The sequence below is a fragment of the Sphingomonas mali NBRC 15500 genome, assembly GCF_001598415.1.
GTDB classification, from domain to species: Bacteria; Pseudomonadota; Alphaproteobacteria; order Sphingomonadales; family Sphingomonadaceae; genus Sphingomonas; species Sphingomonas mali.
Genome location: NZ_BCYX01000001.1, coordinates 40,708 through 54,240, shown reverse-complemented (window position 1 = coordinate 54,240; position 13,533 = coordinate 40,708). Strand labels below are relative to the sequence as shown.

Sequence of the window (13,533 nt, the reverse complement as noted above, 5' to 3'; positions counted from 1 at the left end):
TAAATTCCTCCCCGGAACGGGGAGGGGGACCGCGCGGCATAGCCGCGTGGTGGAGGGGCCCCACGATCCGCTAACCTCTTCGCTTGCGATGAGTCGGTCGCGGGCCCCCTCCACCATCGCTACGCGATGGTCCCCCTCCCCGTGCCGGGGAGGAACTAGGGCTTCCCCCGCACCGACCGCGATAGCACTGCCACACCCTGCGCCGGCAACGTCACCGACCGCATCTGGCCGCCGGCCAGCACGTCGCCCATCGTCTCCGGCAGCGCCACGGTCCGACTCTCGCTGCCATGGTTGATCAGGATGACGATCGATCGCCCCTGGCCTTGGCGCGTCATCAGCTCGACATCCGCCGGCACGGCGAAGTCGCGCGTCACCCCGGCATCTCGCACCGCCGCGCCGATCAGTTCGTCCATCACATGGTCGTCGACCAAGGCGCCGACATAAGTGATGCTGCCCTTGCCAACGTTGCGCGTGATCACAGCGGCCTTGCCGTCGAGCCAGCCATTGGCCTTGCCATAGCTCAGCAGAATCCGCGTGTCGGGCGACGTCGGCGTCAGTTGCTCGGCCCAGATCGAGGCGCTGCCGTCGCCGACCGCGACCTTCTCGTCCAGCGCGTAGAATTGCTCGACGCGCCCGCCCAGCAACTCGGCGAGCGGACCGGGCTGGCGCTGCGGATCGAGGCGGTTGAATGCGTCCTTCATCCCTGATCGCGGACCCAGGATCAGGTGCCCGCCGCGCTGGACGTAATCGGCCAGCCGCTTCGCCATCGCATCGGTGATGACGTTGAGGCTGGGCGCGACGACCAATTTGTATCCGTCGAGCGGCGCATTGGCCGCCTCGACGATGTCAACGGCTCCCAGCGCATCCTTGAGCGGCCGATAATAATCGAGCAGCACCTCGATCTGATCGTAATCGCGATGGTGGAGCTGGAAATCGATCGCCCAGCGGCTCGGATAATCCTGGAGCAATGCGACGGAGGATACCGGACTGGTGCCGGCCAGCATCGGCGAGGCCTTGGCGAATTCGCGGCCCAGCGCCTGGATCTCGGGATAGATCGGCAATGGCTTGCCGTCGGGCCCAACCACCGATCCATGCATCGTCTCCTGGCCGTTCAGCGCGTTGCGCCACTGCCAATAGAGCACCGCGTCGGCACCATGCCCGATCGCCTGCCAGGCCATCGCGCGCGTCTCGCCGGGATAGAGGATGTTGCTGACCGGCGCCCAGTTCACGAAGCCGGGCTGCGTCTCCATCACCCAGAAATTGCGCCGTTTCCAGCCGCGCACCAGATCATGCGTGGCGCCGTTGCGATAGGGCTTGAGATGGCCGGTGCCGACGTAATCGTCCCACGAGGCGAGATCGAGGTCGCGGTTGATCGCATAGCGATCGAAGCGGTCGGCCCAGCCAAGGCCGCCCAGATTGACGGTGATGAACGGCTTCGGTCCGACCACCGCGCGGATCGCGTCGCGCTGGTTGCGGTGGAACTCGCCCCATTGCGCGGTGATGAAGCGCTTGAGCTCGAGCATCCAGCCGGGATTGCCCTTGTCGGTATTGAACGGCACTTGATCCCAGGCGCTATAGGTCTGTGACCAATAAGCGGTCGTCCACGCCTCGTTGAGCGCGTCGAGTGTGCCATAACGCGCCTTGAGCCACGCGACCCAGGCTGCGCGCGCCTCCGGGTCGTAGCTTTCGTCAGTCGGTTCGTTGCCGACCTGCCAGCCGATGACGTTGGGTTCGTCCTTCAGCGCCTGTGCCATCCGCGTGACGATGTCGCGAGCGAGTACGCGATAGCGTTGCGACGAGATGGAGAATTGCCGCCGACCGCCATGGCCCAGCCGCTTGCCGCTGCCGTCGACCTGCAACGTGTCGGGATATTTCTCGGTCAGCCAGGCGGGTGGCGTATCGGTCGGCGTGCCGACCACGACCTTGATGTCGTATTTGGCGGCGAGCCGGACGGCGCGGACCAGCCAGCCGAAATCATATTGGCCCTCGCTCGGCTCCATCCGGCTCCAGCCATATTCGCCGATGCGGACGACATTGGCGCCGGCACCCTTCATCAGCCGCAAATCCTCGGGCCAGGCGCTTTCCGGCCATTGCTCGGGATACCAGGCCGATCCCAGCCAGAGCCGTTCTTGGGCAACGGGAAGAGGCGCGGCTGCCGGCGGCTTGGCGAATGATGGCGCGACCGGAACGGCGCCGGCGATCAACGCGACGCCGGCAATGGCGATAGAGAGCTTGCGGATCATGCGGCCACCAGATCCTTTTCGGGCGCGATCTTGTGATCGAACCCTTTGGTGCAGTCGACAAGCGTGAAGATACCGGCAGCGACGAGCACCATCACTGCCACGCCCTGAAGCGGCAGCGCGTAATTGCCGGTCGACGCCACGACATGGCCGAACGCAACCGAGCAGACGAAGCCGCCGATATTGCCCGCCGTATTCATCACCCCGCTCGCGGTGCCGCCGTAGCGCCCGCCGATCGCCATGCACATCGCCCAGGCGCTCGGCAGCATCAGGTCCATGACCATGAAGGCGGAGCCTGACAGCAATACGACCGCGGTCTTGGTGGCGGCGAGGCTGAGCGCGACCAGCAGGATCGCGGTCAGCGTAAGGCAGATACTGGCGATGATCTTGTAGGCGCGCCGGATACCGATCCGGGTCGCCAGCCGGTCGCACAGCACGCCACCCGCGAGATTGCCGACCACGCCGAGCAGGAACGGGATCGCGCCGTACAGGCCCATTTCGGCTTCGGTGAAATGCGCGCCCTTGACCATCCAGGTCGGAAACCAGCCGAAGAAGAACCAACTGCCGAAGGCGTAAAAGAAATAGGCGGCCGTGATCAGCCAGAGCTGCGGCAAGCCGAGCAGCCGACGCCAAGGGGTGCCGAGGTGACTGCCGCTATCGTCACTGCCGATGTCGGCCACTTCCTCCGGCGCGATGCCGGGCTGGTCGGCGGGTCGGTCGCGGAACCAGCTTCGCCACGCGATCGCCCAGCAGAACCCGATCGCGCCCAGCGCGATGAACACGGCGTGCCAGCCGAAATATTTGTTGATCGGCACGAGCAACAGCGGCGCCAGCGCGCCACCGAACCGGCTTGCTGCCCAGATCACCCCTTGCCCCCGCGCGCGTTCGCGCGCCGGCAACCAGCGATAGAGCACACCCGACATATTGGGATAGGCGCCCGCCGCACCCAGTCCGAACAGGAAGCGGGCGCCCATGAGCTGCCAGAAGTTGCGGCACACCGCGGTCGCCGCGGTGAACACCGACCACCAGATCGTTATCCGCGTCAATTCCCGGCGATAACCATGCGCGTCGCCCATCGCTCCCGACGGGATTTCGAACACGGCGTAGGCGATGACATAAGCGCCGAGGATCCAGCCCCATTGCTCGGCGCCGATGTTCAGATCCTTCTGGATCGACGTGCCGGTAACCGCGATCGCCATCCGATCGAGAAAGGTGATGATCGACAGGAGCGCGAGCAACCCGACGACCGCGTAGCGCTTCTTCAACGGCCCAGGCTCGCCAGCACGTCGCGCGCTCGCTCCATGCCGAGCTCCGGACTCGAATAGACCGGTGCCGATACCGCGCCTTCGGGCAGACTGGCGACGACACGCGCCATCGACGCCTGCGCCAGCACGATCGCGTCCACGCCTTTCATGCCCTCGGTCAGCCCTTCGGCGACGATACGGTCGTGGGTCGCGCCGTCGCCCGCCATCACCGCGTCGAACGCACCCTGGCAGAGATGCTCGACGATCTCGATCTGCTTGCCCTGCTCGGCGGCGACACGGCGGACCAGCTCTGCGGTGGGCTCGAGCGTGGTCGACAGGGTTGCCACCACGCCGACCCGCTTGCCGGTCGCGACGGCTTTTTCCGCCATCGCCCGATCGACGCGCAGAACCGGCTGGTCGTAGAGTTCGGCGGCCATGTCGACCGCGCGGCCGATCGACGAGCAGGTCACCAGCGCCGCATCGCAACCCGCGTCGAATGCCGAGCCGACCAGCCGGATGACCTGGCGCATCGTCGCCTTCTGGAGGTGGCCGGCCGCGATCGTGTTCTTGATCGTGCTCTCATCGACGAAGTGGAGCAGCCGGACATCGGGCATCACCCGCGCGGCGATCTCGTTGAACACGGGTGCCAGCATCGGCGAATTGTGGATGAGTCCTAGCGTGGCCACGGGTAGTTCCTCTCAGGGCTTATATCGTGAAATCGTAGCGTCCGGCGCCGACCTCGAAGCGGATCGATTGGCCATCATTGGTGAGCGCGCTGATCGCGGGACGCGCATCGAGGCCATGGCCGCTGTCACGCCAATCGCCCGCAGGCAGTTCGACCTCGGCGATAGTGTTGGCGGGGATCGACAGCGCGAACCGCGTCAACTGCTCGGCATTGCCGTCCGTACTCGTCTCGATCGGGCCGACCAGTGAGTCGTAGCGCGCCGACACGCGGCCGATCTGCGGCAGCCACAATGGCCGCGCGGCGATGCGGCGGAAGCCGGGTGCGGCGGGCGCGATACCCGCCAGGCGGCGATAGAAGAACCCGACGATCGCGCCGAACGCATAATGGTTGTAGCTGTTCATCGACAGGTCGCCGGTGTCGCCGTTCCACCGCTCCCACATCGTGGTCGCGCCCTTCTCCGGCATATAGCCCCAGCTGGGATAGCCGGTCTGGAGCAGCAGTCCGGCGACTTCCTCCAGGCGGCCGGCATCGGCCAGCACGTCGAGGATGTAGGGCGTTCCGAGAAAGCCAGTCGATAATTTCATGCCGCGCTTGCGGATATCCGCGGTCAGCACATCGGCTGCGGCGTCGCGTCGGTCGCCGGGCACCAGATCCATGAACAAGGCGAGCACCTGGCTGGCCTGGCTGCCATTGCCGGCGGTGCCGTCGGCTGCGACGAATTCGGCGGCGAAGGCTTGCCCGATCTTCTCGCGAAGAGCGCGATACCGGTCGGCATCGGCGAAACGGCTGGTCGCCTCTGCCATCTCTGTCATCAATGCCGCCGACCAGGCCCAATAAGCGGTCGCGCAGAGCACGCGCGGCGTCGTCTCGTCGTCGGGCTTGATCGCATCGACCGACAGCCAGTCGCCGAGGTCGAGTCCGCGGTCGTTGCGCCAGATATGATCGGGATTGCTTCGCGCGACGAAGTCCATCCAGGCTTCCATTGCCGCCCAATTCTCGTCGATCACGGCGGTGTCGCCGTAACGCTGCCAGAGTTGCCAGGGCAGGATGATGCCCGCCTCGCTCCAGCCCGCGGTCACCACATCTGGGAAGGACAGAGGCTGCGGCACCACGATCGGATAGGCGCCGTCCGGCCGCTGCGCGGCGCGCGCTTCGAGCAGGAAGCGGCGGATGAAGGGATCGACCTCCATGTTGAACGCCGCGGCGTCGAGGAACACCTGGATGTCGCCCATCCATCCCATCCGCTCGTCGCGCTGCGGGCAATCGGTCGGCACCGAGAAGAAGTTGGAGCGCTGGCTCCACAAAGCGTTGTGCCAGATCGTCTGGAGCAAAGGCGCGTCGGCGAAAGTCATGCTGCCGGTTTCGCGACATGCGCTGTGGACGACGACCCCTTCGATGTCGTCCGCCGTCGGCACGCCGGGATATCCGGCGATCTCGACATAGCGGAAGCCGTGATAGGTGAAATGCGGTTCGAACACTTCCTCGCCAGACCCGGCGAGCGTGAAACTGTCGGTCGCCTTGGCGAGGCGGAGGTTGGACAGATCCGCTGTGCCGTCGGGGTTGAGCAACTCAGCAAATTTGGCGGTGACGGTCGCGCCGGCCGGTCCGGTCGCCCGGATGCGCACCCAGCCCGAGAAATTCTGACCGAAATCGAAGATGTAGCGCCCCGGTTGCGGCTCGCTGACCGCGATCGCGCGGCGTGTCCCTGTAGCCTTCAGCGCAGGCGATGTCTGCGCGACGAGCCGCGCTTTGGGCGCTTCACCGACTTTTGCCTGTGCCCAGCCACTGTCGTCGAACCCCGGCTGGTCCCAACCCGCGCGCTCCAGCCGAGCGTCATAGGTTTCGCCGTCATAAATTTCGGACTTCAGGACAGGTGAGGGCGCAATCCGCCAATCGGGTCCGGTGGCGATCCACTCGCTGCTGCCGTCGGCATAATCGATGCGGAGTTGCGCGCGCAGCCGGCGCGGCGCGGGGCCGAAGCCATAGCGCTCGATCCGCCAGCCGAACGGGCTGGCATACCAGCCGTCGCCGACCATCGCGGCGAGCGCGTTGGCGCCGGGAGCAATCAGGTCGGTCACATCGTAGGTCTGGTAAAGGATATGATCGTGCGCGACGGTCACTTCGGGCGCCAGCAACGCCTCCGAGACCGGCTGACCGTTAATCCGTGCGTCATAGGCCCCGAGCGCTGTCGCGTAGAGCCGCGCCGCGACCACGGGTCCCCGCGCGTCGAACTCGGTCCGCAGCAGCATCCCCGGCTCCGAAGGTCGCGGATCGTTGCGGACATTCGCGCCGCTTGGCTGCGCGGTAGCCCAGTCCGAGGTATCGGCATCGGCGCCCGTCCAATCGGCGGGCGGACTCGGGCGCACCTTCCAGGCCGGCCCGCTGACCAGGCGCTCGACGCTGCCGTCGGCGCGATGAAGCCGGATCAACGCCGCGAAGGCGCCACCGTCGACGGGAAAGAAGCCGGTCGTGTCCGCCTCGACCAGCGCGCAGACGCTGTTGCGACCGGGCCGAACGTCGCCGGCATAAGGCGCGAGCGTGCCCCAGAAGGGGAGGTAGGTGTCCCAGTCGAAATGCCGATCGAGCGGGGCCGGCGCGCCGTTGATCCAGACGCCGCGCAGATGATCCTTGCCCGCCAGCAATATTTCCGCGCGGACCAGATCGTCTGGCGCCTCGAAATCGAGGCGGAAGGCGTGGGGGCGATCGTCGAGCGCGGTCTCGCTCCACACCCAGGCGAGCCCGGCGGCGCGGTCGGCGGCGGCATTGTCGTCCTCCGCCTCGATCCAATCGGCGTGCCAGGAATTGTGCCCGGTCAGGCCGGTCTCGAACCAGCTCGGCGCCGAGCATGCGGCGGCGCCGATCTCGTCCGTCGCCTCGACCGACCACCAGACGCGCTGCATGGGGGCAAGGGTAGGGCCGCCATAAGCGATATCGACGGTCGCATAGCCCGCAACCTCGCCGCTGTCCCACAGCAATGCGCCGTCCGTAAGCGCTTCGGCGCTGTCGGCCGCGCGCAGGCGATAGCTCGCCTGTACGGTACCCGGCCGATCGCTTTCGATCCGCCACGACAGGCGCGGGCGCTTGACATCGGTACCGAGCAGATCGATCGTGTATTCGGCGCGCAGATCGACGATGCGCATGATCAGAGCGTCAGGCCGAGGCGGTATAGTCGATTGGCGTTGCCCGCGAACAAGGCGCGGCGCTCGTCGTCGCTGAAATCGGCGACGATGGCATTATAGGCATCAAGATGCTGGTCGAACCCGCCGAACAATTTGTCGGTCGGGAAATCGCTGGCGAACATCGCGCGGTCGGTGCCGAACAGCTCGATCGTCTCGAGCACATAGCTGCGCATCTGCTCGATCGTCCACGGGCGGAAGGCGAAGCCGATGCCCGAGATCTTGACCGCGACATGCGGGATCGCGGCAAGTGCGCGCATCCCCGCGCGCCATTCCTCACGGCCACTCTCCCCGACCATCATGCCGGCATGATTGATCATCACCGGTACGTCGGGATGCCGTTCGAGCAACGGCGCTAGAGCGGGAAACTGGCCGGGATAGGCCTGGAGATCGAAGCTCAAGCCATATTTGCCGAGCAATGCGAAGCCCGCTGCCCAGGCTTCGTCCCGGGTTACATCGCGCGGCGTATAGGTGCGCACCGGATCGGGGTGCCAGTTGACGATATGGCGGATGCCGCGCACCGACCGGCGCCCGGCATGCGCGGCGAGCAACGCCTCGACCTTCGGGTCGTCCAACGCGGCGAAGGCGACGATCGCGTTGGGCATGCCGCGCGCATCGGCCGTCGCCTGCAGCCAATCGGTCTCCTTCAGCGCGTCCGCCGGATCGGCGCCGGCATCGACATGGACGATGCCTCGTACGTCCCAGCCGCGTGCATCGGCAAGATAATCGTCGAGCCCGTAACCCTTGGCGATCGGCTCCACGCTGCCGTTCGGGCCGTCCTCCGCGAACGGCGGCATCAGCCACGGATAGCGGATGTGGGACAGGTCCCACAGATGGACGTGCGCGTCGATGAAGGGCGGCCGCTCGGTCATGTCAAAAGGTCGTGCGGCCACCGGACGTGTCGAAGGTGGATGCGGTGGTGAAGCTGCATTCCTCGCTCGCCATGAAGCAGACCATCGCGGCGGACTCGCTCACTTCGCCCAGCCGGCCCATCGGGATTTTCGAGCGCATGTAATCGACCTGGCTCTGCGGCAACTGCGCCAGGATCGGGCTTTCGAACGTCGCCGGCGTCAGCGCGTTGGCGATCACGCCCTTTTCGGCGAGTTCCTTGCCGAGCGATTTGGTGAAGCCGATCACGCCCGCCTTGGATGCCGAATAGGCGCTGGCATTGGGATTGCCTTCCTTGCCCGCGACCGACGCGATATTGACGATGCGGCCATAGCCGTTCGCCAGCATCAGCGGCACCACCGCTCGGTTGCAGTAGAACAGGCCGTTGAGGTTGATGTCGATGACCCGCTGCCAGCTGTCGATCGGGAATTCGTGAACCGGAACGGTCGCGCCGGTGATGCCGGCCGAGCAGACCAGCACGTCGACCTTGCCGAGCGCCGCGCCGCTGGCCTTGGCCGCAGCCTCGACCGCGGCGGGATCGGAGACGTCGAGCGCCTGGATATCAGCAGCGCCGACCTCGTCCTTCGCGGCCGCCAGCGCCTCGGGGTTGAGGTCCCACAATGCGACCGTGCCGCCCTCGGCGACGATGCGTTTGGCGACGGCCTTGCCGAGGCCCGACGCGCCGCCGGTGACGATCGCCGCGCGCCCGGCAAAGCGGCCGGCATAGACGCTCACTTGGTCGCATCCCAGGCGACGAACTCCTGCCGCTGCTCGCCGAGCTTCTCGATGCCGAGTTCGACCACGTCGCCGGCCTTGAGGTACCAGGGCTCGGGCTTCTGGCCGAGGCCGACGCCCGGCGGCGTACCGGTGGTGATGACGTCGCCCGGCAACAGGGTCATGAACTGCGAGCAATAGGCGACGATCTGCGCGACGGTGAAGATCATCGTCTTGCTGCTGCCGTTCTGCATCTTGCGGCCATTGACCGACAGCCACATCGCCAGGTTCTGCGGATCGCCCACTTCGTCGGCGGTGACCATCCATGGGCCGATCGGCCCGAAGGTCGGGAAGCCCTTGCCTTTATCCCAGGTCAGACCGCGCTCGATCTGCCAGTGGCGCTCGGACACGTCGTTGATCACGCAATAGCCGGCGACATGGTCGAGCGCATTGGCTTCGTCGACATAGGAAGCGGCGGTGCCGATCACGACGCCGAGCTCGACTTCCCAGTCGGTTTTCTTCGAATCCTTCGGAATGGTGACGGGGTCGTTCGGCCCCTGGATGCAGCTCACCCACTTCTGGAACACGACCGGTTCCTCGGGCACCGGCAGGTTCGACTCCGCTGCATGGTCGGCGAAATTCGTGCCGATCGCGATGAACTGACGGGTGCCCGCCACGCAGGCGCCATAGCGGACGTCACCTTCGACCAGCGGCAGGCTCGCGGGATCGATCGCCGCGAGCTTCGCGAGGCTGTCCTTGCCCAACTCGTTCGGTCCGATGTCCGCGACAAGGCCCGACAGGTCGCGGATGCGGCCTTCGGCATCGATCAGGCCGGGCTTCTCGGCGCCCACGGCACCATAACGGCAGAGCTTCATTGTTATTCCTTAGTTTGGATAGGGACGGTGGAGCGCGATCTCGCGATTGAGCTCGACGCCGAAACCGGGCTTGTCGAGTTCGCTCGCGCGGATCTTGCCGTTCACCGGGACAGGCTCGCCGAGCAACTGCGGTGCAAACATCGGCACGATTTCGGTGGGCCCAGGGTGCATCATCAGGAACTCGGCGAACGGCGAATTGTGACGCGTGATCACGAAATGATAGCTGTAGACCGACGATCCGTGCGGCACCATCATCACGCCGCGGCTATCGGCGTAATTGGCGATCTTGATCAGTTCGGTGACGCCGCCGCACCAGCCCACGTCGGGCTGGATGATGTCGCAGCATTCCATGTCCATCAGCATGCGGAAGCCCCAGCGTGTCGCCTCATGCTCGCCGGTGGTGACGAGCAGGCCTCTGGGCGCGTTCTTCTTCAGCTGGGCGTAACCCCAATAATCGTCGGGGCTCAGCGCCTCCTCGATCCACTTCAGTCCGCATTCGTGCCAGGCGCGCTGCGCAAGCCGCGTCGCATAGTCGATGTCGAGGCTCATCCAGCAATCGTACATCAGCCAGAAATCGTCGCCGCACTTACTGCGCATGTCGGCGAGCAGGGCGATGTTCTTCTCCATTCCCTCCAGCCCTTCGGCCGGGCCATGATGGAGCGGCAGCTTGCCGCCGATGAAGCCGAGTTGCTTGGCGATATCCGGTCGCGAGCCGGTGGCGTAGAATTGCAGCTCGTCGCGCACCGCGCCGCCGAGCATGTGATAGACCGGCTCGCCGCGCAATTTGCCGAGCAGATCCCAGAGCGCGAGGTCGACGCCCGAAATTGCGTTCACCACCAGTCCCTTGCGCCCGTAATATTGGGTCGCGAAGTACATCTGGTCCCAGATCTTCTCATAGTCGGCCGGGCTGCGGCCGACGAGGAAGCGCGACAGATGCTTCTCGACGATGAACGCGGCGGGCTCACCGCCGGTGGTCACCGCGAAACCGATCGTGCCGTCATCGGCCTCGAGTTCGACTACCAACGTCCCCAGTACGTTGATCCCGAAGCTCCGCCGCGACTGGCGATATTCGGGATAGCGCGCCATCGGCGTCGAAATATGGTCGTCGATCCAATGGCCATCGCCCTGGTCGTGATAGTCGGCGCCGCCGCCCCGGACGGTGAACGTGCGAACATGCTTGATCTTCGGCAGGCCCATCCGAATCCTTCCCCCGTGACGCCCTTAGCGGCATCGTTCGTCTGGATTGTATAATATGACTATTAAAGTCAACCGCTCTTAGGGGCGTCGCGGCCTGCAAGTTGCGGTGGAACGGGGCCTCCGGTGGCCCAGTCGAGCAGCTCGATCGTGTGGACGACCGGAATGCCGAGGCGTGGAGCGAGCTGCATCGCGCAGCCGATATTGCCCGTGGCGATCACGTCGGCGTCGAGCCGCGCGAGATTGGCCGCCTTGCGGTCGCCGAGCTTGCCGGCGATTTCGGGCTGGAGGATGTTGTAGGTGCCCGCCGACCCGCAGCAGAGATGCGCCTCGATCGGCGTGCGGACGGCATAACCGGCGCCGGCCAGCAATCGCTTCGGCGCGTCGGTCACTTTTTGCCCATGCTGCAGCGAGCAAGCGGCATGATAGGCGACCGTCAGACCGCGGCCGTCGCCCAGCGGCAGCTCGGCGTCGATCAGCACTTCGCTGATGTCGCGCGCCAGACTGGAGACCCGCGCCGCCTTCTCGGCATAAGCGGGATCGTCGCGCAGCATGAATCCGTAATCCTTGATCGTCGTGCCGCAGCCCGATGCAGTGACGACGATCGCCGCGAGACCACCGGACTCGATCTCGCGCGTCCAGGCGTCGACATTGCGTCGGGCGGCTTCAAGGCTGGCTTTCTCGCGCCCCATATGGTGCACCAACGCCCCGCAGCATTGCTCGCTGGGTGTCAGCACGACATCGTAGCCCGCGCGATCGAGCAAGCGGATCGCCGCGGCGCGGAATTCTGGGCGCAGCACCGGCTCGGCACATCCCTGCAGCAGCGCGATACGCTGACGCGTCGTGGACGCTAGAACGTGTTTCTGCGGCGCGGACGGAATCCGCCGCGGCGCCAGCGCGAGCATCGCTGCTAGGGGACGTAGCGCGCCTACCTTGGCGAATAGCGGCGCCAGGGGCCGCCCGATTTGCGCGAGCCGCAGGGCGGCCCGGAATCGGGCAGGGTAGGGAAGCACCCAGGCCAGAATGCTGCGCAGCATCCGCTCGTGCCACGGGCGCGTGTAGCCCGCGTTGATATAGGCTCGGGCATGGTCGACCAGGTGCATATAGTTCACGCCCGACGGGCACGTCGTCATGCACGACAGGCAGGATAGGCAGCGGTCGACATGCTTGACGACCTCGGCGCTCGGGGCGCGCTCGTTCTCGAGCATGTCCTTGATCATGTAGATCCGCCCGCGCGGGCTATCGAGCTCGTCGCCGAGCAGGACATAGGTCGGGCAGGTCGCGGTGCAGAATCCGCAATGGACGCACTTGCGGATCACTCCTTCGGACGATGCCATTGCCGGATCGGCCAATTGCTCGGGGGAGAATTGCGTCTGCACCTAGAAGCGCCCTGTCTCGAACACGCCCGCCGGATCGAAGGCGCGGCGTACGCGCTCCTCCAGCGCGGCGAGCATGTTGGGTTGCGGATGAAGCGCCGGCACGATGGCGCGCGTTTCGGCGTCCGCGCGCACGAGCATGGCATGTCCGCCCGCTTGCATGGCAGCGGCGCGGATCGCCTGCGGATCGTCTGCGCTCGCGAGCCAGAGCAGGCCGCCGGCCCAGTCGAGCAGCCACGCGCCGTTGATCGCGGGGATAACGTTCGGCATCTGCGCCGCAGGGGCGATGATCCGCCACAGGGGCACGCCCGCCGGCAATGGTGCCGCCGTGGTGATCGCGGGCCAGAGGCGTGCGGCCTCTTCGTCAGCGAGCGGCGCGATGCCGTCGACCAGCCGCGTGAGGAGCGCCGCGCGCGCCTCGACCGAACTGGGAAAGCCGTCGAGGCGGATCGCGGTGAGCGGGGCGCCGTTCCAGTCCTGCAGATGCGCCGCTGCCGACACTTCGGCGGCCGACCCCATCGCCCGTGCCATCGCCGATATCGCGGCGGCGGGATCCAGGCCGGTGACCCCGAGCGTCAGCCGCAGGCGCGGCGCGGGTAGAACCTTGAGGGTCAGTTCGGTGATCGCGGCAAGCCGGCCCCAGCTTCCCGTGATCAGCTTGGGAAGATCGTAGCCGGTGACGTTCTTGACGACTTTCGCGCCCGCGACGAAGCGCTCGCCGCGTCCCGACACCCCCACGAAGCCCAGCAGATGATCGCGCGCCGCACCGCGGCTGACCCGGGTCGGACCCGCCACGCCGGCCGCGACGATGCCGCCGATCGTCGCCCCGCCAACCGCGCCGTCGAGTATCGCGCCGTGATCGAACGGATCGAACGCCAGCATCTGACCCTTGTCGGCGACCAAAGCCTGGACCTCGGCAAGCGGCGTTCCTGCTTGCACCGTCAGCACCAATTCCGGCGGATCATAATCGACCACGCCGGAAAAGCCGCGCATGTCGACGATCCGCGCGTCGGGGGTTGGCGCGCCGATCGCATCCTTGCTGCCGCCACCGCGCAGTCGCAGCCGCGCCCCGTCGCGCGCGGCCTCGGCGACTATCGCCGCAAGCGCATCGGCGCTGTCGGGGCGGATCGGGTCGGCCATC

General features: G+C 66.3%; 10 protein-coding genes. All 10 read right to left on the bottom strand.

Annotated elements, in window-relative coordinates; translation table 11 throughout:
• Positions 1-155 precede the first annotated feature (155 nt).
• The 10 genes from SMA01S_RS00265 to glcE all read right to left on the bottom strand — a co-directional run bounded on the left by SMA01S_RS00265 (position 156) and on the right by glcE (position 13,532).
• Positions 156-2,243 carry a beta-galactosidase gene (locus tag SMA01S_RS00265; protein ID WP_066816025.1) on the bottom strand — a complete coding sequence of 696 codons (2,088 nt, stop codon included), beginning with the start codon at positions 2,241-2,243 and terminating at the stop codon, positions 156-158.
• Positions 2,240-3,505, bottom strand: coding sequence for an MFS transporter (locus SMA01S_RS00260; protein ID WP_066816022.1), 1,266 nt, complete (start codon positions 3,503-3,505; stop codon positions 2,240-2,242). The genes SMA01S_RS00265 and SMA01S_RS00260 overlap by 4 nt, the downstream gene beginning before the upstream one ends.
• Positions 3,502-4,170: an aspartate/glutamate racemase family protein gene (locus SMA01S_RS00255; protein ID WP_084249943.1), complete on the bottom strand. Its 669-nt coding sequence runs from the start codon at positions 4,168-4,170 to the stop codon at positions 3,502-3,504. Before SMA01S_RS00255 ends, SMA01S_RS00260 begins: the two co-directional genes overlap by 4 nt.
• Positions 4,171-4,189: 19 nt before the next feature.
• Complete coding sequence (locus SMA01S_RS00250) at positions 4,190-7,309, bottom strand: alpha-L-rhamnosidase (RefSeq protein WP_066816019.1); 3,120 nt, start codon at positions 7,307-7,309, stop codon at positions 4,190-4,192.
• Positions 7,310-7,311: 2 nt separating this feature from the next.
• Positions 7,312-8,217 carry an amidohydrolase family protein gene (locus tag SMA01S_RS00245; RefSeq protein WP_066816016.1) on the bottom strand — a complete coding sequence of 302 codons (906 nt, stop codon included), beginning with the start codon at positions 8,215-8,217 and terminating at the stop codon, positions 7,312-7,314.
• 1 nt (position 8,218) lies between these two features.
• Positions 8,219-8,968 carry an SDR family NAD(P)-dependent oxidoreductase gene (locus SMA01S_RS00240; protein ID WP_066816013.1) on the bottom strand — a complete coding sequence of 250 codons (750 nt, stop codon included), beginning with the start codon at positions 8,966-8,968 and terminating at the stop codon, positions 8,219-8,221.
• Positions 8,965-9,822: a fumarylacetoacetate hydrolase family protein gene (locus SMA01S_RS00235; protein WP_066816009.1), complete on the bottom strand. Its 858-nt coding sequence runs from the start codon at positions 9,820-9,822 to the stop codon at positions 8,965-8,967. The genes SMA01S_RS00240 and SMA01S_RS00235 overlap by 4 nt, the downstream gene beginning before the upstream one ends.
• A gap of 9 nt (positions 9,823-9,831) precedes the next feature.
• Positions 9,832-11,019, bottom strand: a complete 1,188-nt coding sequence (gene rhmD / locus SMA01S_RS00230) for an L-rhamnonate dehydratase (RefSeq protein ID WP_066816006.1) — start codon at positions 11,017-11,019, stop codon at positions 9,832-9,834.
• A 68-nt stretch (positions 11,020-11,087) separates the two neighbouring features.
• Positions 11,088-12,395, bottom strand: a complete 1,308-nt coding sequence (gene glcF / locus SMA01S_RS00225) for a glycolate oxidase subunit GlcF (RefSeq protein WP_066816003.1) — start codon at positions 12,393-12,395, stop codon at positions 11,088-11,090.
• Positions 12,396-13,532, bottom strand: coding sequence for a glycolate oxidase subunit GlcE (gene glcE, locus SMA01S_RS00220; RefSeq protein WP_066815473.1), 1,137 nt, complete (start codon positions 13,530-13,532; stop codon positions 12,396-12,398). It abuts the gene before it with no gap.
• Position 13,533: the final 1 nt, after the last annotated feature.